18 protein-coding genes are annotated in these 19507 nt (G+C 56.4%); 6 read left to right on the top strand and 12 right to left on the bottom strand.

Annotated features, from left to right (window positions below; translation table 11 throughout):
* The first annotated feature begins 93 nt into the window (after nt 1–93).
* Nucleotides 94–594 (top strand): thiol peroxidase, encoded by a 501-nt coding sequence (tpx, locus tag QHL1GM_RS17360; RefSeq protein ID WP_071695592.1) that lies wholly within the window; start codon nt 94–96, stop codon nt 592–594.
* On the opposite strand, the gene QHL1GM_RS17365 is transcribed toward tpx, so the two are convergent.
* Nucleotides 577–1266 carry a gamma-glutamyl-gamma-aminobutyrate hydrolase family protein gene (locus QHL1GM_RS17365; protein WP_071695593.1) on the bottom strand — a complete coding sequence of 230 codons (690 nt, stop codon included), beginning with the start codon at nt 1264–1266 and terminating at the stop codon, nt 577–579. The genes tpx and QHL1GM_RS17365 overlap by 18 nt on opposite strands.
* Before the next feature lie 60 nt (nt 1267–1326).
* Nucleotides 1327–2337, bottom strand: coding sequence for an amidoligase family protein (locus QHL1GM_RS17370; protein ID WP_071695594.1), 1011 nt, complete (start codon nt 2335–2337; stop codon nt 1327–1329).
* Between the two features lie 143 nt (nt 2338–2480).
* Here QHL1GM_RS17370 and QHL1GM_RS17375 point away from each other — a divergent pair, with 143 nt between their 5' ends.
* Complete coding sequence (locus QHL1GM_RS17375) at nt 2481–5015, top strand: mechanosensitive ion channel family protein (RefSeq protein WP_071695595.1); 2535 nt, start codon at nt 2481–2483, stop codon at nt 5013–5015.
* Here the strand turns inward: QHL1GM_RS17375 and QHL1GM_RS17380 are convergent.
* Nucleotides 4932–5363 carry a hypothetical protein gene (locus QHL1GM_RS17380; protein WP_071695596.1) on the bottom strand — a complete coding sequence of 144 codons (432 nt, stop codon included), beginning with the start codon at nt 5361–5363 and terminating at the stop codon, nt 4932–4934. The two genes, QHL1GM_RS17375 and QHL1GM_RS17380, sit on opposite strands and share 84 nt — an antisense overlap.
* Before the next feature lie 76 nt (nt 5364–5439).
* Nucleotides 5440–6465 (bottom strand): DnaJ domain-containing protein, encoded by a 1026-nt coding sequence (locus QHL1GM_RS17385; protein ID WP_071695597.1) that lies wholly within the window; start codon nt 6463–6465, stop codon nt 5440–5442.
* Between the two features lie 114 nt (nt 6466–6579).
* Between QHL1GM_RS17385 and QHL1GM_RS17390 the strand changes: the two genes are divergently transcribed.
* Complete coding sequence (locus QHL1GM_RS17390; protein WP_071695598.1) at nt 6580–8010, top strand: hypothetical protein; 1431 nt, start codon at nt 6580–6582, stop codon at nt 8008–8010.
* A 174-nt stretch (nt 8011–8184) separates the two neighbouring features.
* Nucleotides 8185–8874: a CBS domain-containing protein gene (locus tag QHL1GM_RS17395; RefSeq protein ID WP_071695599.1), complete on the top strand. Its 690-nt coding sequence runs from the start codon at nt 8185–8187 to the stop codon at nt 8872–8874.
* Between the two features lie 58 nt (nt 8875–8932).
* Here QHL1GM_RS17395 and QHL1GM_RS17400 read toward each other — a convergent pair whose 3' ends face one another.
* From QHL1GM_RS17400 to QHL1GM_RS17435, 8 genes are all read right to left on the bottom strand, one after another.
* A complete protein-coding gene (locus tag QHL1GM_RS17400; protein ID WP_071695600.1) occupies nt 8933–10057 on the bottom strand; it encodes an aminotransferase class V-fold PLP-dependent enzyme in 1125 nt (374 codons plus the stop codon).
* Nucleotides 10058–10193: 136 nt separating this feature from the next.
* Nucleotides 10194–10601, bottom strand: a complete 408-nt coding sequence (gene cdd, locus QHL1GM_RS17405) for a cytidine deaminase (RefSeq protein ID WP_071695601.1) — start codon at nt 10599–10601, stop codon at nt 10194–10196.
* 56 nt (nt 10602–10657) lie between these two features.
* Nucleotides 10658–11383 (bottom strand): purine-nucleoside phosphorylase, encoded by a 726-nt coding sequence (gene deoD / locus QHL1GM_RS17410; protein WP_008957683.1) that lies wholly within the window; start codon nt 11381–11383, stop codon nt 10658–10660.
* Between the two features lie 12 nt (nt 11384–11395).
* Nucleotides 11396–12640 carry a phosphopentomutase gene (locus QHL1GM_RS17415; RefSeq protein ID WP_071695602.1) on the bottom strand — a complete coding sequence of 415 codons (1245 nt, stop codon included), beginning with the start codon at nt 12638–12640 and terminating at the stop codon, nt 11396–11398.
* Nucleotides 12637–13992 carry a thymidine phosphorylase gene (deoA, locus tag QHL1GM_RS17420; RefSeq protein WP_071695603.1) on the bottom strand — a complete coding sequence of 452 codons (1356 nt, stop codon included), beginning with the start codon at nt 13990–13992 and terminating at the stop codon, nt 12637–12639. The genes QHL1GM_RS17415 and deoA overlap by 4 nt, the downstream gene beginning before the upstream one ends.
* Complete coding sequence (gene deoC / locus QHL1GM_RS17425) at nt 13992–14786, bottom strand: deoxyribose-phosphate aldolase (protein WP_071695604.1); 795 nt, start codon at nt 14784–14786, stop codon at nt 13992–13994. The genes deoA and deoC overlap by 1 nt, the downstream gene beginning before the upstream one ends.
* Before the next feature lie 85 nt (nt 14787–14871).
* A complete protein-coding gene (locus QHL1GM_RS17430; RefSeq protein ID WP_071695605.1) occupies nt 14872–16155 on the bottom strand; it encodes a NupC/NupG family nucleoside CNT transporter in 1284 nt (427 codons plus the stop codon).
* A gap of 36 nt (nt 16156–16191) precedes the next feature.
* Complete coding sequence (locus tag QHL1GM_RS17435; protein WP_083571052.1) at nt 16192–17040, bottom strand: outer membrane protein OmpK; 849 nt, start codon at nt 17038–17040, stop codon at nt 16192–16194.
* Nucleotides 17041–17367: 327 nt separating this feature from the next.
* Here QHL1GM_RS17435 and QHL1GM_RS17440 point away from each other — a divergent pair, with 327 nt between their 5' ends.
* Nucleotides 17368–18150, top strand: coding sequence for a DeoR/GlpR family DNA-binding transcription regulator (locus QHL1GM_RS17440; RefSeq protein WP_071695607.1), 783 nt, complete (start codon nt 17368–17370; stop codon nt 18148–18150).
* A gap of 331 nt (nt 18151–18481) precedes the next feature.
* Nucleotides 18482–19507: a ubiquinol oxidase subunit II gene (gene cyoA, locus QHL1GM_RS17445; protein ID WP_071695608.1), complete on the top strand. Its 1026-nt coding sequence runs from the start codon at nt 18482–18484 to the stop codon at nt 19505–19507.

Genomic DNA, 19507 nt, shown 5'->3' on the forward strand with positions numbered 1-19507 from the left:
CTTTCAGGAAGCGCGTAAAGGCGTGAAGATAGCCTACCATGGCTTCTTAAATGGTAAGAATGCATTAATTATTAACGTCATAAGGAGTAGATAATGCAACAGATTACCCGTGCAGGCGAACCGCTGGATGTGGCTGGTACACTGCCCGCAGAAGGGCAGGCGGCACCTGCGATGACGCTGACCAACACCGATCTGCAAGACGTTACGCTCGATACGTATGCAGGCAAGCGTAAAGTGCTCAATATCATTCCCAGTGTGGATACACCCACCTGCGCTATGTCTACGCGTCGCTTTAACGAGCTGGCGTCAAACCTTGTGGACACCGTGGTATTGGTCGTTTCAGCGGATTTACCCTTTGCGGCCAAACGCTTTTGTGGCGCGGAAGGACTGGATAACGTCGAAACGCTATCTACTTTCCGCCACCCCGAGTTTCGCGAAGCCTGGGGCGTGGCGCTGTGCAACAACCCCATGGAAGGCCTATGCGCTCGTGCAGTCGTGGTACTGGATGCCGATAACCGCGTGCTGCATAGCGAGCTGGTGAGCGAGTTGAAAAATGAGCCGGATTACGAAGCTGCCTTAGCGGTTTTGAACTGATTTTCTAGCATGACGTTTTGAAGCCGTCACCAGCGCGCGAATCAAGCGCTGCTGGGGGCGGTTGAAAATCAGCCACTCCGGGTGCCACTGCACGCCAATCAAGAAGTCGTGCTCCCGCGACTCAATGCCCTGCACCAACCCATCCCTGTCACGTGCAACGATTTCAATCCCTCTGCCCGCCTGATAAACAGCTTGATGATGCAGGCTGTTAACCCGGCACCAGGTGACCCCTAGCAGGCGATGCAGCTTACTTGCTCCGACAATATCAACGGTTTTGCGCGGCAGTACGGTGCGGCGCCGTTTTAACCCTTCATGGGTGGTGTAGATATCGGGATCCAGGGTGCCGCCAAGATGCACGTTGATTAACTGTGCCCCACGGCAAATACCCAGCACCGGTGTGTGCAGCGGAATAAAACGTTCAAGTAGGGCTAGTTCCAGCTCATCCCGTGCAGGGTCAAGTCGCACATCCAGTTGGACTTCGCCACCGTAAAGATGGGCCTGAATATCGTCGCCGCCGCCAATAATTAAGCCATCAAGGCTTTCAGGTTGCGGCCGAGAAGGCGATAACCGCAGCGGTTTGCCGCCATGCCGCCAGACGGCAAACCAATCAAACCACCACGCTAGGTGGCTTTTTTGGTCTGAGGTAGTAATTCCGATAAGCGGCCGAGTCATGCGGGTAGTTACTCACTGTGACAGGAAATGAAAAATACAAAATGGGGCGCTGTAAAAACGCTAGCGCTCACGACGAAGCCAACGAACCAGCTTCTCTTTTATGCGGGTCAGCATCGGTCGGTTATGGTCGGCAATATACTCAGCGCAGCGAGCGAGCAAAACCTCAGAATTGGCGGCAAGTTTCTCAACTTCCACCCAGCGATTCCACTCGACCGCCGAGCCCCACCCTGGATGGGAAAGCTGGGCGTTAGGTAGGCGATAGTGAAAGGTAGGGCGCGGCTTGGTAAGCTGGGTATGCAGCAATTCATGGGAGTGGTCGGGGCGCAGGTAGGCAAATAGCGGTAGTAAATCCAGCTCGCGGTTGCGCGTTGGATTGTAGTGCAGGTAGTCGTCAATTAGCGTGTCGAGATCAGGCGCATAGCGGCTATCAAGTACTTTTAGCGCGTAGGCTTTGTGAAATGGATTGGCGTGGGGCAGCATCTCGCGGGTAATATCGACTTTGATTTCGTCGCGCAGCCAGCCAGCCAGCAGTAGGTAAGCGCGTAGCATGGCGAGCAAGTAGTCAACGTCGAAACGCTCCGCTTCAGGGTTTAGGTGTAAGCCGAACCCATACAGCAGGCTGGCATCGGTGCCCTTGGCGCCGTGCTCACGCAGAGCCTCGAACAGCGCGTCTAAATCTTCCAATTCATTCCAAGGTACTGGTGGGCAAACGATTTCAGTAGGCACCAGGCCGGTGACCATATCACCAATCAATTCGCGGGTTTTTTGATGGAACTCGACTCGCCGCTGATGCTGATGGCGCGCCCATTCGCTGTCTTCAGCATGAGGGTCGTCGACCAGTGATTTGTCGGGATGCGCATACTGGGTGTCGAGCTCGATACCAAATTCACCCCAACGGGTATTCTCTACTAGTAGCCGATGGGGGCTTACCACGTTAAGCTCCCCGCCAAACAGCTCACGTACGATCATCGCCGTGTCTCGGGGCGGCAGGCCAGCGAATTCAATTTCGACGCCAACTTGCCGGATTTCCCCGTGGCTGTTTATGCGATTAGGTGGAGCTTGTAGCGTCATCTCGGCATCCTTGAGGTGAACGTTTGAGTCTCCAGCCTATCATAGTCACGCATTGAGACTGAGCGTATTACTGGGTTCAGTAAGCCATAGCGGCGGCACACGATAAGCAGGGCGCCATCAAAGCTAATTTTCAGGAGTAGGGCGTGCGACAGCACTGGTTAATCAATTCGGTAATAGGCTTTTTCTTGTTTGTGTTGGCAAGCCTAGCAGTGACAAGCATGGCAATAACCCAGGCCGAGGCGCAAACGGTGTCGCTGCCTGGGCTGAGCAGCAGTTCCGAAGAGCAAACGGCCGAAGTTAGCAACGAAGAGTTTCAGAATTCGCTAACCGACGTCATCACCATGCTCGAAAATGAAGAGCGGCGCACCGAGCTGCTCAAATCGCTACGCGAGCTGCAGGTCGCTTCAGACGCTGCCGGTGAGGACGATGGTGTGGTGCACCAAGGGCTACTGGGTGCACTCGCCGACACCTTAAGCGACCTTGGCGATCAGGCCCAATCGGGCGACTCGCCGGTTGATCAATGGTCACGCCAGCTCGTTCAAGGCGCGGAGGATTTGCGCGCGCTTAATGATGATGCCGACCAGGGCGAGGCGATTCGAGCCGTCGTTGAAGGAACCGTGCTCGCCCTGATATGGATCGTGCTGCTGGTGATGATGATTGCCTTTGGGCGCCTGCTGGCAACCCGCCGTGAGTGGCCGCTGGATCTACCCCGGGATCCGAAGGGCTGGCTGCTAGCAGTGCACTTTTTACGCCGCATGCTGCCTTGGGCGCTGTCGTTTGCCATTACCTTAGGGATCGGTCAGGTGCTGCCCGATAGCCCCGGGCGAACGCTGGTACTGGTGGTGGCCTATATCTGCTTATGTGGCCGCGCGCTCTCGGTGGTGTTTGAGACGGTCATCGCGTTCTTTAGCCGTGGCCACCGTTTTACCGCGGTTCAACTGCTTCAGCAGCATGCCTTGCGCGGCCTGTTTGTAATTGGTGCCTTGATTGCGCTTGGCGATGCAGTTAACTCCTCTCGTCTAGTTGAAATGCTGGGTAACGAACTGTCGAGCCTTGTCTCTGTTCTCTCTAATATGCTCGCGGCGTTACTCGCAGCGCGATTTATTCTTAAATTCAAGCGCCCCGTGCGCCACTTGATTTGCAACCGGCCCTTCAAGCAGCGCCGGGATGCAAATACGGCTGTCGAGATGATTCGCTCCTTGGGCGGGTTATGGCACATACCCGCGCTACTGCTGGTGAGTGGTTCGCTGCTGGCGATTTTTATCACCGTCGGCGATGTGGGGACTGCCCTGGCGCGCTCGATTATTTCCGCCAGTCTGTTGGTACTCACGCTGGTGGTCACTGGGCTGTTGCGCAGGCAAGCGGAGCGGATGGGCAAGCGTCGTCATCGGCACCGCCAGAGCCAGTACCGTAAACGGTTAGAGCGCTTCGGCTTTGTGTTGGCGCATATCTGTGCGTGGATGGTGTTTGCTGAACTCTCGATGCAGGTGTGGGGCGGTTCGTTCTTTGGTCTGGGCCAGCAGGCTGTAGCCAGTGCACGGATTGGTCAAGCGCTGGTGAGCCTGGGCGCCACAGTGCTGCTGGCATGGTTGGTGTGGATATTTGCCGACACTGCCATTCAGCGGGCGCTAACGTCGTCGGCGCGCTCGCGGGGGCGGCGGGTCAATCAGGCCCGGGCGCAAACCATCACGCCAATGATTCGCAACGTCATTTTCGTGACCATCTTGATTATTGCCGTGATCGCCGGGTTGGCCAATTTGGGCGTCAACGTGACTCCACTGCTGGCCGGTGCTGGTGTGATCGGTCTGGCGATTGGTTTTGGTGCTCAAACCTTGGTACAGGATTTAATTACCGGCATTTTTATCTTGATCGAAGATTCGTTAGCGGTCGATGACTTCGTGCAGATCAATAACCATATGGGCACGGTCGAGGGGCTGACGCTGCGCACCGTGCGGCTGCGCGATCTGGATGGGATCGTGCACATCATCACCTTCAGCCGCATTGAGTCGATTCATAACATGTCCCGCCAGTTCGGTATCGCGCTGATGCGTATCCGCATTCCGTTTGATATGAAAATCGACGATGCGATTACCCTGATGCAGGAGACCGCCCAAGAGCTGCGCCGTGACCCGATGATGCGCCACTACATCTGGTCGCCGCTGGAGATGCAGGGCGTCCAGGGCTTTGAGGATGGCTGTCCTATTTTACGCATGCGTTTTCGCACCGCGCCGGAGATGCAATGGGATGTCTCACGGGCGTTTAATCTACTGCTGAAACAGCGTATGGAAGCCGAAGAAATTGACCTGGGCGTGCCGCGTCTCAGTATCAGTATGGAAGGGCGCTCCGAAGACCGCATGGAGGCCGCCGCGGGTACTTCGTTCTCATTAGAACAGGGCTCGCAAGAAAAAGACTCGCCAGAAAACGGCTCGCCTGAGAGTCAGCAGGGCAAGGATGAAGCGGGGCAAGAAAGCGAATCAAACACAGAGGAACATAAGAAACCGGCACCACCGAAGCCCGCGCCACGCCCGACAAAAGCCGAAATTCGCAAGGATGAGCAGGAGCGCAAGCACGATGAAACAGCTAATCGGGCAGCGTCACATCGGCAAAAGCCCCAGGCACAGGGCGAGCCCCAGAGCGATACCTATGCCACCCCCGGTGGCGAACACGGCGATGAGTAGCCACGGCCCGCGCCAGCGGCGCCAGCGGTTATACAGCGAGACCGCGTGGCTAACGCGGTCAACCAGCTCGTCGTGACGCGAAATGGCGAAGTCAGGCGGCAGCGAAAAATCGTTGGCGACATCGCCCTGCCAGTGGGCGCCGTGGCTGAGCCCCAGGCGCGCTCGCAGCTTGCCAATATCGCTCACGGTATGGTGCAGCGTGTCGTAGGTATCACGGCGTTCGGCAACGGCGAACACCGCCTCGGCATCCTGGCGTAGCGCGCTATGCAAGCAGCTAGCGACGGCTTGGCTGATTTCTTGGTCGTTGGCCTCGGGGGAAACCGCGAGGCGCTGGTACAAATCGCGCATAGGGGGCTATTGTTTCTCTTCGGACTCGATTCTCGTGGGCCAGCGCATAGTGCGAAACCTCTAGCGTTACATGGTCTTAGTAAGTTTGCATCAAATAATCATAGGCGTTTTTAATACGCTGAAAACGCGCCGAAGCCAAAGCGACCTGGTGTTCGCTTTCTGAATAGAAGCGATCTGGGTGGTGGAGCTGCGCCATCCGCCGATAGGCGTGGCGAACTTCTATACGGGTGGCTCCCGGGGTAAGACCCAGCACTGAAAGCGCTCGCGTGGTCCGGTCGGGTGGCGGCGGTGAGGGACGCTGCTGGCGATTGCTATGCTCTTGTTGGCGATAGTCTTGCTGACGAGAATCATGCTGGCGAGAGCGGCGCTGTTCGCGTTCGGCCTGTTCGCGCTGCTGTTGCTGCCTTTGCCGCTCCTGTTCCTGTTGACGTTCCCGCTGGCGCTGCTGTTCCTGTTCCCGGGCTTGTCGAGCCTGCTCCTGACGCTGCTGCTTCTCCTGCTGTTTTTGCTGCTTCTGTTGGTAGCGCTGATCTTTCTTTCGTTGCTGTTGTTCGGCCCGGGCGTTGGCCTGTTGGTGCTGCTGCTCGGCGGCCTCAGCCTCGCGTGCTTTTCGAGCATGGTAATCTGGATCGTGAGTTTGCCAGTAGACATCACGGCTGGGGTCTTCGGGGGTGGCCAGCGGGCAGCCGGTGAGTTCCTTAAACAGAGTGTTTAAGGTCATCGGAGCAACGGTTAGTAAATCGGCCAAAAAGCGTAAAATATAGTGGTTGGCCAGCGACAGTTCGCCGTCATCGGTGGCGACGGTTATCGCTTGATGAATAACGCTGAGGCTGCGCTCAGAGCCGCACTCTTTGCGAACCACCTCCGCGGCTAGTTGGATCGCTTGCAGGTCTTGGCTATGGGCAATACTCATCACCGGACCCAGCTCATGCCCGTGGCGAAACTGCGCGGTCACCTGGGCCAAGCGGCGGCGCCGCTGACCTTCCGAGACGTGTTGACGGTGCACCAGCACCCAAGCCAACAGCAGCAGGGTTGCCGTATCCACTTGGCTGCGGCTCTTTAATAGCAGCAGCTCAAAGGGTGAAAAACGGGCAATGGACATTTCCTAGCTCCACAGATGAAAAGGTGAACAGAGGGCGGTGGTTTTATACGGCACCATGATCATTTTAGCCATGGTATATCATCACGTTAGGCAAAGGAGTAGGAGATTGATGAGTTGATCAACGTTGAGCGTAAAAACAGCTTTCAGCTGCGTCTTACCCGGCGGCTCAAGGAAGAGACATCGCATAACCTCGACGTCTATCTTTTTGTGCCTGGCGAACTGGGCTTAAGCACCCAGCTTATCTCAGAAGAAGCCTTTTATCATGCCGCCATCAATGTCTCGCGCACCTACTACAGTGATGAGTATCTCCTGCCCCTGGTGCACAGTCGGTTGGCCAGCCGTAATCGGCTCGGCAGCGACTCGTACCGATTGAGCCTAAGCCTTTACGCCTACCAGTACGTAGAAGCGATGGAGCGTACTACTCGATCGATGCTAGTGAGTGCCAACAAGCTGCGTCATGCCCGCCAAGAGGAGCGGGAAGAGAACAGTGAGGTACAAGAGAGCGCTGTCGCCCTACGCGATCAGCTGCATGAAATGATCGACCTAAGCGACGGTATTCTCAAGCGGCTGCGTCGCCACCAGCCCGATGATGAAAGCCTCAACAAGTACTTTGCCAATATTGATAACTACCTCTCCTGGTTTACCGAACAGCAGTTGCTGGCGCTGGTGGCGCACATGCCCCGCGGCGGTGAGTTTACCGATATTCGTCGACGTTTTATTAGCGTGTGCCATCGCGAGGGGGAGTATCGCCGCGAGCAGCAGTACAACGCCGAGCGGGTGATGGCCGACCCCACGCGAATGTCGAATAAAATGCGCTTGCTACGGCGCCTGATTGAACACCCGATTACCCTGAAACAAGAGGCGTTGGAGCTGGGAGGTGGTGAGCAGAAAGCGGTTAAAGCCGTGGTGACGGCAGTGGTAATGGGATTTGTTACCTTAGGTATAATGCATTTACGCAGCGTGCTGGGAGATATCACCGCGCTGTTTGTATTGGCGATGGCGATGCTTTACGCCATGCGCGAAGTGTTTAAGGATGATCTGCGCAATACCGTTTGGCGCTGGTTGCGTAAGGGCCGCCCCAAGTGGCGCCGCCAGTATTTAGACCCCACGCGCAATGCCGTGGTGGGTCGCCAATTGGAGTGGTTTGACTATAAGCGCTTTGCTTCGCTGGGCGATGACATTCAGCAGATGCGTCGCCGTACGGTAGCCCAGCGTGAAGAAGTGGTGCTGCACTACCGTTCAAGCTCCCGGATGTCGCCCACGCGCTTTTTAAGCGGCTACGAGCACACCCGTGAAACGCTCAATCTGGATATCTCCATGCTGACGAGGCTAATGAGTAAGGGCAAGCATCACATCTACCGTCTTAAAGATGGCCAGGCAGTGCGCGAGGGCGTCGAGCGCCGCCATCTGTTCAACTTGGTAATCCGTGAGACCGGCAGTGAAGATACGCCCTATCTCGCCCGTTGGAAGGTCGTCGTTAGCCGCTCGGGGATTGTCGATGTTGAGAAAGTCGAAGAGAGCAGTGTGGTGAAGGAGGGCAAGTAAGAAAGGGGCAATAAACTGCGCCAGGTCAACGCAGCCTAAATGCGTTCTCTGATATCGCTAGCGAGCATGGGCAAATTTTCCGCAGCGAACTAGGCTCAAAGAACAGGCAGGGTAACCTGCATCTGCGGCTCAGTCTTTAAGCGTGTTTTAAGGGCTGGCGCAAGGAGGAGAGCCATGCAAGCTATCGATATTATGACGCCCAGAGTGGTGAGTGTAGGGCCCGATGCTGAAGTACGAGAAATTGCGCAACTGATGCTCAATCACCGTATCAGTGCCGTTCCTGTGGTGGATGACGCACACCGGGTGATCGGGATTGTCAGCGAAGGCGATTTAATGCGCCGGGTAAAAGATGAGAGTGGCCACAGAGACTCTTGGTGGTTATCGCTGTTTTCCGGCGGCAAGGATGCTGGTGACTACGTTAAGTCCCATGGCCGTAAAGCCCACGAGGTCATGACTCCGAACCCGATGACCGTCGAAGAGAACACGCCGCTACATACCATTGCGCGGATGTTGGAAAAGCACCATATCAAGCGGGTACCTGTGTTGCGTGATGGCAAGTTAGTGGGCATTGTCAGCCGCGCTAATCTGCTGCAAGGCATTGCCAATGCCGCGGTGGCGCCAACCCAGTCACCCACGGATGATCGACAAATTCGTGAGGCTATTCTCAAAGAGGTTGAGAATAATACCGGCGTACGCGTTGAAGGCATTAGCGTGATTGTGGATGGCGGTGCTGTAGAGGTCTGGGGGCTGGTCGAATCGCTTGAGCAGAAGCAGGCGGTAACTGTTGCTGCGGAAAACGTGCCAGGGGTTACCCAAGTCGAAAATCATCTGGGCATGATGCCGCGAGGCGTGGGGTATATGTGACTTTAAGCCCGCTACGAAAATAGCGGGCTTTTCCTTCCTTGCTCTCTTAAGCACGCTCTTAAACCACTGCTTTAATCGCCTGCTCCAAGCTGTTTACGCTGCGCTCTGTATGGTGCAGCTTATCGAGGCCAAACAGGCCTATGCGGAAGGTTTGGAAGTTATCGCCTTCATCGCACATTAGCGGCACACCGCCCGCTACTTGAACGCCCGCCTGGGCAAGTTTGCCTACTAAGCCGCTATCGTCGCTATAGCACACCACAACACCCGGCGCCTCAAAGCCTTCCGCAGCGACGCTGACAAAACCGTGGCGTTTAAGCATGGCACGGACTTCACGGCCAATCGCCTGCTGCTCCTCTTTTACCTTGGCAAAGCCGTATGCACGAGTTTCCTGCATGATATCCCGCAACTGCCGCAGTGCATCGGTCGGCATCGTGGCGTGGTAGGCGTGCCCGCCGTTTTCATAGGCCTGCATAATGCTGTGCCACTTACCCAGGTCGCAGGCAAAGCTGTTGCTCTGGGTGTTGCTCAAGCGCTGCGTAGCCCGCTCGGAGAGCATTACCATGGCGCAGCAGGGCGAGCCGCTCCAACCTTTTTGCGGCGCGCTTACCACCACATCAATGCCGAGCGCCTGCATATCCACCCACAGGGTGCCCGCGGCGATGGCGTCTAACACAAACAGGCCGCCTACCTCGTGAGTGGCCTCGGCGAGCGCATGAATATAGTCATCTGGAAGCAGCAAGCCAGCAGAGGTTTCGACTTGCGGGGCAAACACCACGGCGGGTTTTTCGCTATGAATCTGCGCGACGGCCTCATCAATGGGCACCGGTTGAAAAGGCGAGCGTGGGTCATCGGCATTCAGGCGCCGCGCTTTAAGCACCGTGTGCTGATCGGTTAAACGGCCCATCTCGATAATTTGCGTCCAGCGGTAGCTGAACCAGCCGTTGCGGATCACCAGGGTTTTCTGGTCAACGGCAAACTGTCGCGCCACCGCTTCCATACCGAAGGTGCCACTACCGGGCACAATCACCGCTGCGTGGGCGTGATACACCTCTTTGAGAGTCGCAGAAATATCGCGCATCACCGCCTGAAACTGCTGTGACATATGGTTCAGCGAGCGGTCCGTGTAGACCACAGAGTACTCAAGCAAGCCGTCGGGGTCGACGTTGGGCAGTAAACCAGCCATGGCGTTCTCCTAAATAGGTGCTGTGCTCTATTCGGCACATTGCGTCGTAAGCAACAAGTTGTTTCTAAGAGTACGAGCAATAAAAGCACAAAACCAGCCCGCGATGGAGCTGGTTTTGAAAGCCAAGCGGGCTGTCTTAGCGTGGCGGCAACTGCTCTGGCCCAAAGGCGTCGGGCAGCAGCGTTTCCATAGTGTAGGTTTTCATCAATTCACCGCTGCCGGAGAGTACCTTGATCTGCGTCTCTGGCGTGGCGAATTCGCGAATCCGCTGACGGCAGTCGCCGCAGGGTGTGCAAAGGTGATCACCAGGGCCCATCACGTAGACGGTCGCCAATTGGCGCTGCCCGGCAGTGATCATGGCGGAAATGGCCGATGCTTCGGCGCAGAGGCCTTTGTAGTGCGCCACTTCGACGTTGGTGCCCGCAAACTGATGACCGTCAGGAGTTACCATAACTGACGCCACCGGGTGAGCGGAATAGGGCACATAAGCGTTAGCCCGTGCGCTCAACAACGTTTGAACGATCTCTTCTGATACCTGTTCCATCATGTTTCCTTTTGGGCGCTTCAACGTGCTCTTTTCAAAGTTCTCTTTTCAACGTGCTAGGCGCGGGCAGCGTCGTCGCGAAGAACGGTGTCCAAAGCAATCAGCATCATGTCGTCAAACGTGGTTTGGCGATCGGCGCTGGAGAGCGAGTCGCCTTTCAGGATGTGATCCGACACGGTACAGATGGTCATGGCGCGGGCGCCAAACTCGGCGGCGACGCCGTAAAGGCCAGCGGCTTCCATCTCGACGCCGACAATGCCGTAGCGCTTGAGCATTTCAGCCATTTCGGTTTGCGGGTTGTAGAACAGGTCCGCTGAGAAGATGTTGCCCACTTTAACCGGCACGTTCTTGGCCTTGGCGGCGGCAACCGCGTGCTGGGTCAGTTCAAAATCCGCAATCGCGGCGAAGTCGTGGTCGTTAAAGCGCATACGGTTGACTTTGGAGTCGGTGCTGGCGCCCATGCCGATCACCACATCGCGCACGTTGACATCGTCGCGCACCGCGCCGCAGGAGCCCACACGAATCAGCGATTTAACGCCGTAGTCGGTGATCAGCTCTTTGGCGTAGATGGAGACCGACGGAATGCCCATGCCGTGGCCCATCACGGAAATCTCGCGGCCTTTGTAGGTGCCGGTGTAGCCAAACATATTGCGCACATCGTTGACCTGGCGCACGTTCTCCAGGTAGGTGTCAGCGATGTACTTGGCGCGCAGTGGGTCACCGGGCATCAGTACGGTATCAGCGAAATCACCGGGGGCAGCGTTAATATGCGGGGTTGCCATCAAAGGTCTCCTTTAAGCGGCTTCAGGAAGAAAACTTTTGCCGTCGGCCATGGCCGGTAGCAGGAAAAAGTCGGCCAGGGTTTGGCCAATATCGGCAAAGGTGCCGCGCTCGCCCAGCGGACCGGGGGTAAAGCCGGGGCCGTGTACCAGAATGGGGATGTACTCGCGGGTGTGCTCTGTGCCGTGCCAGCTGGGGTCACAGCCGTGATCGGCGGTGAGTATCAGCAGATCATCTTCGCTTAGCGCAGCCAACAGCTTAGGCAGCTTGGCGTCGAAATCTTCCAGCGCGGCGGCGTAGCCCGGCACGTCGCGGCGGTGGCCATAGACCGAGTCAAAATCGACAAAGTTGGTCATGATCATGGCGCGCTCGCCTTCGTCGCGTTGACTAGTGCGCTCGATCTCTTTGAGCGTGGCGTCCATCAGCGCGTCGTGGCCGCTGGCTTTTACCTTGTGAGTAATGCCGCAATGGGCGTAGATATCGGCAATTTTACCAATCGAGACCACTTCGCCACCGGCATCATCAAGCTTTTGCAGTACCGTGGGTGCCGGTGGCTCAACGCTGTAGTCGCGGCGGTTGCCGGTGCGGGCGAAGGTGTTGCTGTCTTCGCCGATAAACGGACGCGCAATGACGCGGCCAATGTTATAAGGCTCCAGCAGCTCGCGGACGGTTTCGCACAGCTTATAAAGCCGTTCAAGGCCGAAATGCTCTTCGTGGGCGGCGATCTGAAACACCGAATCCGCCGAGGTATAAACGATAGGTTTGCCGGTAGCGATGTGCTCTTCACCCAGGCGCGCGATGATCTCGGTGCCCGAAGCGTGGCAGTTGCCAATCACCCCAGTGAGGTCGGCTTCTTGCACGATGGCGTCGAGCAGCTCAAGAGGGAAGCTGTCGGTTTTATCCAGAAAGTAGCCCCAGTCAAAACGTACCGGCACACCGGCAATTTCCCAGTGGCCGGAGGGGGTATCTTTGCCGCTGGAAATCTCTCTGGCGTGGGCGTAAGCCCCTTCCAGACTTTCCGGCAGCGTGACGCCTTCGGCAACGCTGCCCGTGGCATCGCGGTGGGCGTGAAATAGCCCCAGCTTGGCCATGTTGGGCAGCTTGAGTGGCCCAGAACGATTGGCGTTATCCGCCTCGCCACGGGCGCAAGCGGCGGCTATATGACCCAAGGTGTCGGAGCCTTCATCGCCGAAGGTCGCGGCATCCGGGGCGGCGCCAATACCAAATGAATCGAGTACTAATACAATCGCGCGGCTCATAAGGCTTCTCCACGGAAAGTGTCTTGTAGCAAGGTGTCGGCGTTGGCCGCGCCTTCGCCAACCGTAAACGCCGCACGCAGTTGCTCGGCGGCACGGTCGGCGGCGGCGTCATTGCGGGCGTGCACCATGGCGATGGGGCGCTGGCTATCCACGCTTTCACCGATTTCGACGATGTCGGTGAAACCGACGCTATGATCGACGCTGGCGTCGTTGCGCAGGCGGCCACCGCCCAGCTCCACAACGCTCATACCTACGGCGCGGGTATCAATACGCTGGACCACACCTGATTGCTCGGCATATACCGGCTTAATCACTTCAGCTTTGACCAGGTAGTGCTCCGAGCGCTCCATAAAGTCGCTGGGGCCACCAAGTTCACGCACCATGCGGGCAAACACTTCAGCGGCCGCACCAGAGGTCAGCGCCTTCTCAAGCTGAGTCAGCGCTTCTTCACGTGAGCCAGCGAGTTTACCGGCAATCAGCATCTCCACTGCCAGCTCGCGGGTGACTTGCATCACGCGGCTGTTGGGGCGGTCACCACGCAGCAGGGCCAGGGTCTCGACGATTTCCACGGCGTTACCGGCGCAGGGGGCCAGCGGTTGGCTCATATCTGTAAGCAGAGCAGTCGTGGGCGTACCCGCTTGGGTCGCCACATTGGCGATGCTTTTAGCCAGTTCGCGGGATTTTTCAGGGGTGGGCATAAAGGCGCCGCTGCCGACCTTAACGTCCATTACCAGCGCATCCAGGCCTGAGGCCAGCTTTTTACCCAGGATAGAGGCGGTAATCAGCGGAATCGATTCCACGGTAGCGGTTACATCACGCACGCCGTAGATACGCTTGTCGGCGGGGGCGAGATCACCCGTTTGGCCAATAATCGCTACGCCGGTGGATTTCACCACCTCGCGGAAACGCTCTGGTGCGGGGTAGGGGTCATAGCCGGGGATCGATTCGAGCTTATCCAGGGTGCCGCCGGTGTGGCCCAGGCCACGACCAGAAATCATGGGTACAAAGGCGCCGCAGGCGGCGACCCAGGGGCCGAGCACCAGCGAGACCAAATCGCCTACGCCGCCGGTAGAGTGCTTATCGACAATCGGGCCGGGCAGGTTGAGGTCGCTCCACTGCATCACGTGGCCGGAGTCACGGGTAGCGGTGGTCAGCGCAACAACTTCTTCACGGCTCATGCCGTTGAGGAAGACTGCCATGGTGAAGGCGCCGATCTGTGCGTCGCTGATGCGATCATCGGCAATGCCCTGCACAAACGCTTTAATCTCTTCCGCGGGCAGCGGCTGGTTATCACGCTTTAGGCGAATCAGTTCCTGTGGGAGCAGGGAGTGTTTAGTCGCGTTGGCAGACATTAGTAACCTCCGTCAGTGGTGGCCGCGTTGGTGTTGCCGGTCAACGTAGCCAGCAGATTACCCAGCAGGCTAGAGGCACCAAAGCGGAAGTGCGCGGGGGTTACCCAGCCTTGGCCCATAATATCGTTGGCAAGGGCCAGATATTCCGCCGCGTCTTCAGCAGTTTTGACGCCACCTGCTGCTTTAAAACCAACGTCTTTACCACTGGCCTTGATGGCCTTGAGCATGATCTCGGCGGCTTCCAGCGTAGCGTTAACGGCTACTTTACCGGTGGATGTTTTAATAAAATCAGCGCCGCCTTCAATGGCGAGTTCGCTGGCGCGTTTGATCAGCGCAGGCTCTTTGAGTTCGCCGGACTCAATGATCACTTTGAGCAGCGCTTGGCCCGCGCAGGCGGCTTTGCACATTTCAACCAGCTCGAGGCCAGTCTCTTCATCGCCTGCCATTAGAGCGCGGTAGGGGAATACCACATCGACTTCATGGGCACCGGAGGCAACGGCGTCACGGGTTTCCCGAGCAGCGCCCATGATGTCGTCACCACCGTTGGGGAAATTGGTGACCGTGGCGATTTTCACCTGGTCATTGAGAGTGTGAGCAGTCAGCGCACGCTGGGCCGTGACAATAAACTGCGGATAGACGCAAACGGCAGCAGGGGTACCAAAGGGCGTTTTTACCTGCTGACACAGCGCTTCAATGGTGCTGTCGGTGTCGCTATCGTTCAGGCTCGTCAGATCCATGAGGGTGAGTGCTTGGCGGGCGGCTTGGACAATATGGGGGGAGGTTGTCGCAGTCATGGAGTTCTCACAAATCAGTAAAAGATAAAAACGGGCACTGCGGATAAAGCCGCAGTGCCCGTCACCTTCAGTAAACCCCGCTGCTTTAAGCAGTGGCGTTACTTAGGGCAATAAAGAAGCCAGCAATCGAAGCCGACATCAAGTTGGACAGTGTACCGGCCAATACGGCTTTGACACCAAAACGAGCAATCTCTTTACGACGGGTAGGTGCAATGCTGCCCAGGCCGCCAAGCAGAATCGCAATGGAGGATAGGTTAGCAAAGCCACACAGCGCGAAAGAGAGAATCGCCATGGTGTGCGGTGTCATCATCTGACCCGTCGCAGCCACCACCTGTTCCCCATCAATGTAAGGCGCTAGGTTGATGTAGGCGACAAATTCGTTGACCACTAATTTTTGGCCAATGAAGGAGCCAGCCAGAGTAGCCTCTTCCCAGGGTACACCCAATAGGAAGGCCAGCGGGGCAAACAGCCAGCCCAAGATCAGCTCCAGGCTCAGCGAGTCAAAGCCCACCCAGCCGCCAACGCCGCCTAGAATGCCATTGACCAGCGCAATTAGGGCGATAAAGGCCAGCAGCATGGCGCCCACGTTGGCGGCCAGCATTAGACCCGACGTAGCGCCCGATGCCGCGGCGTCCAGCACGTTGGCGGGCTTATCTTCCTGGGCCTCAATCTCTTCTTCCACTTTGGTAACGCTGTCGCTGTCGGTAACGTCTTGGGTTTCCGGCATGATCAGCTTGGCGAACAGCAACCCGCCCGGCGCCGCCATAAAGGAGGCGGCTACCAGGTACTCCATGGGAATACCCAGTGCGGCGTAACCCGCCAACACGGAGCCCGCGACGGATGCCAGACCACCACACATTACCGCAAACAGTTGCGACGGGGTCATGCGGGCGATAAACGGACGCACCACCAGCGGCGCTTCGGTTTGGCCGACGAAAATATTCGCCGTTGCGGAAAGTGATTCGGTCCGTGAGGTGCCCAGGGCTTTTTGCAGGGCACCACCTAAGATGCGAATCACCCACTGCATAATGCCGATGTAGTAGAGCACGGCGATCAGCGAGGAGAAGAAGATAATCACCGGCAGTACTTTAATCGCAAACACAAAGCCGACGTTATCCACATCCGCTAAGCCGCCGAACAGAAAGCCGATCCCGTCGTTGGCATACACCAAAATTTGGCTAACGCCGGAGGAGATGGCCTGAAGCACCGCCTGACCGAAGGGCACATAAAGTACAAAGGCACCGATACCGGCTTGGATAGCAAAAGCGCCCAGCACGGTACGTAGCCGGATAGACTTACGGTCGTAAGAGAATATCAGGGCGATGGCCACTAGAGTGACCATACCCACCAAGCTCATAAGGAGTGTCATATGGGGATCCTTCGAGTCCGCGCGTAAGTAACGCGTTTAAAGTAAGTTGAGCTTGACGGAGTAGATCATCGCATTCTGATAATCGTCGGGGGTGCCCAACTTGTTTTCAGAGTAGCGATACTGAATGCCGGTGGTGATCAAATCACTCGGATGCCACCACAGGCTCAGTGCACCGTTGGTGCCCACACTGCCTGCTTTCGCCTCGGGAGGCTGGTAGTTCTGGGTCAGGTACTCGTCATCACGGCCAAACGTTTGCTCATGCCAGTTGGTGACGCTGAAGTTCTGGTTGAGCGCCGAGAAATCATACCCCGCGACCCAGCCAGCCATAAAGCCGTTCATGCCGGTGTAGCCGTTACTTTGAACCCGCGCAGCGCCAATAAAGGGTTTAAACCATAGGCCGTTATCAAAAGTAGTGCGGTAGCCTAGACCCAGAATCTGATCCTGTTCGCGGCTTTCAAAACCGTAATCTCGGAAGTCATACAGGTGGGCATAAATCGACAGCGGGCTGTCGCCCAGATAAATGTGCGAAGTTATTTTGCCCGCAGTGCGGAAGTTGTCTTTACCACCGCTGGACTCATCGAACTGATCATTGGTGGGGTTCTCGAAATCAAAGAAGCCGTAAAATTCGCCCCAACTAAAGCCAGCGCCGCCTTCGATTTCGAGAAACATAAAGTCGCTTTTCGGCGCGTTAGACGAGGTGCGCGCTTCGGTGCCGTTTGACCAATCCAGGTAGTTAACCGAGACGTTGGCGAATGACCAAATCGGATCAAGAGGAGAGGATTGTGTGTCATCTGCCATTAGCGGCGTAGTGAGCATTGCCCCTAAAACGCCAGCGCCAAGCGCTATTTTAGACGAAGGGGTGCGAGAGTGTGTACGAGCAGTCATGAGAGCCTCAACAAGGGTTATCGCGGAGCCATATGAGTTTGGCTATCCGGGGTTATAGTCGTGCGGGCTGGCGTTAATGTTAAAATTATAACATTTAGTGTTATTTTTCTAACGTTGATTTGCAATAGTTGTCACATCAACGCTATTTAAATGTCATATGGCTATCACATGTTCAAATATGGTCGCTGGGCTCGTCAAAAGCCGTTTTGGCAGTGGTAATAAAGAAGTGGAAAGATAGCAGTGGAAATTCCGTCGTCGCTCGCGCAGCATAGAAATGAAAGCTGTCTATCAATACGATAAGAGAGGGTTTGCAAGGAGATGCCCACCATGAATGGCCGTAGCGCGCTGCGCCTTGCCAAACTTCAGGAAGCGCTTGCTAGTGGCGGCACCCTTCATCTGCGTGATGCCGCAGAGCTGTGCGATGTTTCTGAGATGACCATCCGCCGCGATTTGACTACCCAGCCCACCGCTATTAGCCTGCTGGGTGGGCGCCTAGTGATGGCAAATTACCCTGGCGTAACGCCTATTTATGACTTAACCGAACAGCAAGCCAGCCACTATCAGGCAAAATATCGCCTATGTCAGCGTGCGATAGCCTATATAGAAGAGGGTGATACGCTGTTTATTGACTGCGGCTCGACGCTGATGCCACTGCTGAGCCAGTTAAGTCATTTTCATGAGCTGACGGTCGTGACCTATGCGCTTAATGTTGCCAATGCCGTTGCCGCTCTCCCCAATGTGCGCTTAGTGCTACTGGGTGGGCTGTTTTATGCCGCCTCACAGTCGTTTGGTAGCGATAATATGGCCGCTGCTATCGAGCGGTTGGGCATTAATAAAGCGCTGATCTCCGCCGCTGGGGTAGATTTAGAGCGTGGAGTAAGCTGCTTTCACTTTCACGAAGTGGCGCCTAAACAGGCCGCCATTGCCACCGCTATGCAACGCCTGTTGGTGGTAGATGCCAGCAAGTTCGGCGTAGTACGGCCTGCCTACTTCGCCGCACTGGACGATTTTGATGTGGTGGTTACTGACGAAGAGGGCGCCCCGCAACTGCTTAAGAGCAATAGTCGCGTTGTACCAGAGATAGTTATCCCCTCAGTCACAGTGGCGTAAACGATTTTCCCATTATCCATATCAGTCAATACCTTGGGTGCGGCAATGCGCCACTTCTTTCATGATCTCGATCAATAGAAAATACTTTAGTCTTAGTTGATCCAACACTTTTGTGATTGGGCCAGCTGGGCTCGTCGCCAATTCCCATACGGCGACGCATATTTTTCCCGGAGCAATGACGCTCACTGCGATACGCACTGTTTTTAGCTGTGTGCTTACGAGCATGTTTTGGGAAAAGTATGAGGTGGTAGTTAGCCTGCTATGTTTTTAGCTGGCGTGGCTGGCTAGTTTCTAATCAACCTGTTTTTTTAAACCTGGACGAGATCACCCCATGCAACGACGCTCACTTTGGCGCAGGCGAGGCACCCTGGTGCTCCTTGCGCTGTGTCTGTTTCTAGCAGGCTGTAGTTCAGCGCTGCTAGACCCAAAAGGCCAGGTTGGCGCTGAGCAGCGCACGCTGATCCTGACCTCCTTTGGCCTAATGTTGATTGTGGTTATTCCTGTGATTGCCATGACGCTGCTGTTTGGTTGGCGCTATCGGCGCAGTAACAGCGTGGCTAAATACCTGCCCGACTGGGCGCACTCCAATGTGATTGAGGCAGTCGTTTGGCTCGTGCCCTGCGCGATTATTGCCGTGCTCGCCCTGTTGACCTGGAAAACCTCCCATAGCCTGGATCCCCATAAACCGCTGGAAAGCGACGTGGCACCAATCGAAATACAGGCTGTGGCGCTGGATTGGAAGTGGCTGTTTATCTACCCCGAGCAGGGTGTGGCCAGCGTTAATGAAGTGGCCTTTCCCGTCGATACCCCCGTGCGCTTTCGAGTGAGCTCCGGCTCGGTAATGAATGCCTTTTTTATCCCTCACCTTGGCAGCCAGATTTACGCCATGGCGGGCATGGATAACGATGTCCATCTCATCGCCGATAAAATCGGTAGCTACCCTGGCCGCTCCACCAACTACAGTGGCGCGGGCTTCTCCGGCATGACCTTTGAGGCCCAAGTAACCACTCCCGCCGATTTTGACGCCTGGGTGGAAACAGTACGCGGTGCTCCACAAACGCTGACCTACCCCGAAGGTTATGAAGCGCTGGCGGAACCCAGCGAATCGAACCCAGTGGAGTACTTCTCGGCCGTTTCGCCGTCGCTGTATGAAAGCATCTTGAAAAGCTTCCATACGGGTAGCGATCACCAGATGGGCGGCGACCACCAGGTGAACAGCGATCATGCTGACTCACACGATGGCGAAAGCGCTCACGCTACCGATCATGCGGCCAAATCAGGCCATGTCGCCAACAACCATGCTAGTCAGGATCATGCCATGCGCAGTCACTCCTCTAGCGTAGAAGCGGGAGGTTAA

This window comes from Halomonas sp. QHL1, assembly GCF_001882345.1.
GTDB lineage: Bacteria > Pseudomonadota > Gammaproteobacteria > Pseudomonadales > Halomonadaceae > Vreelandella.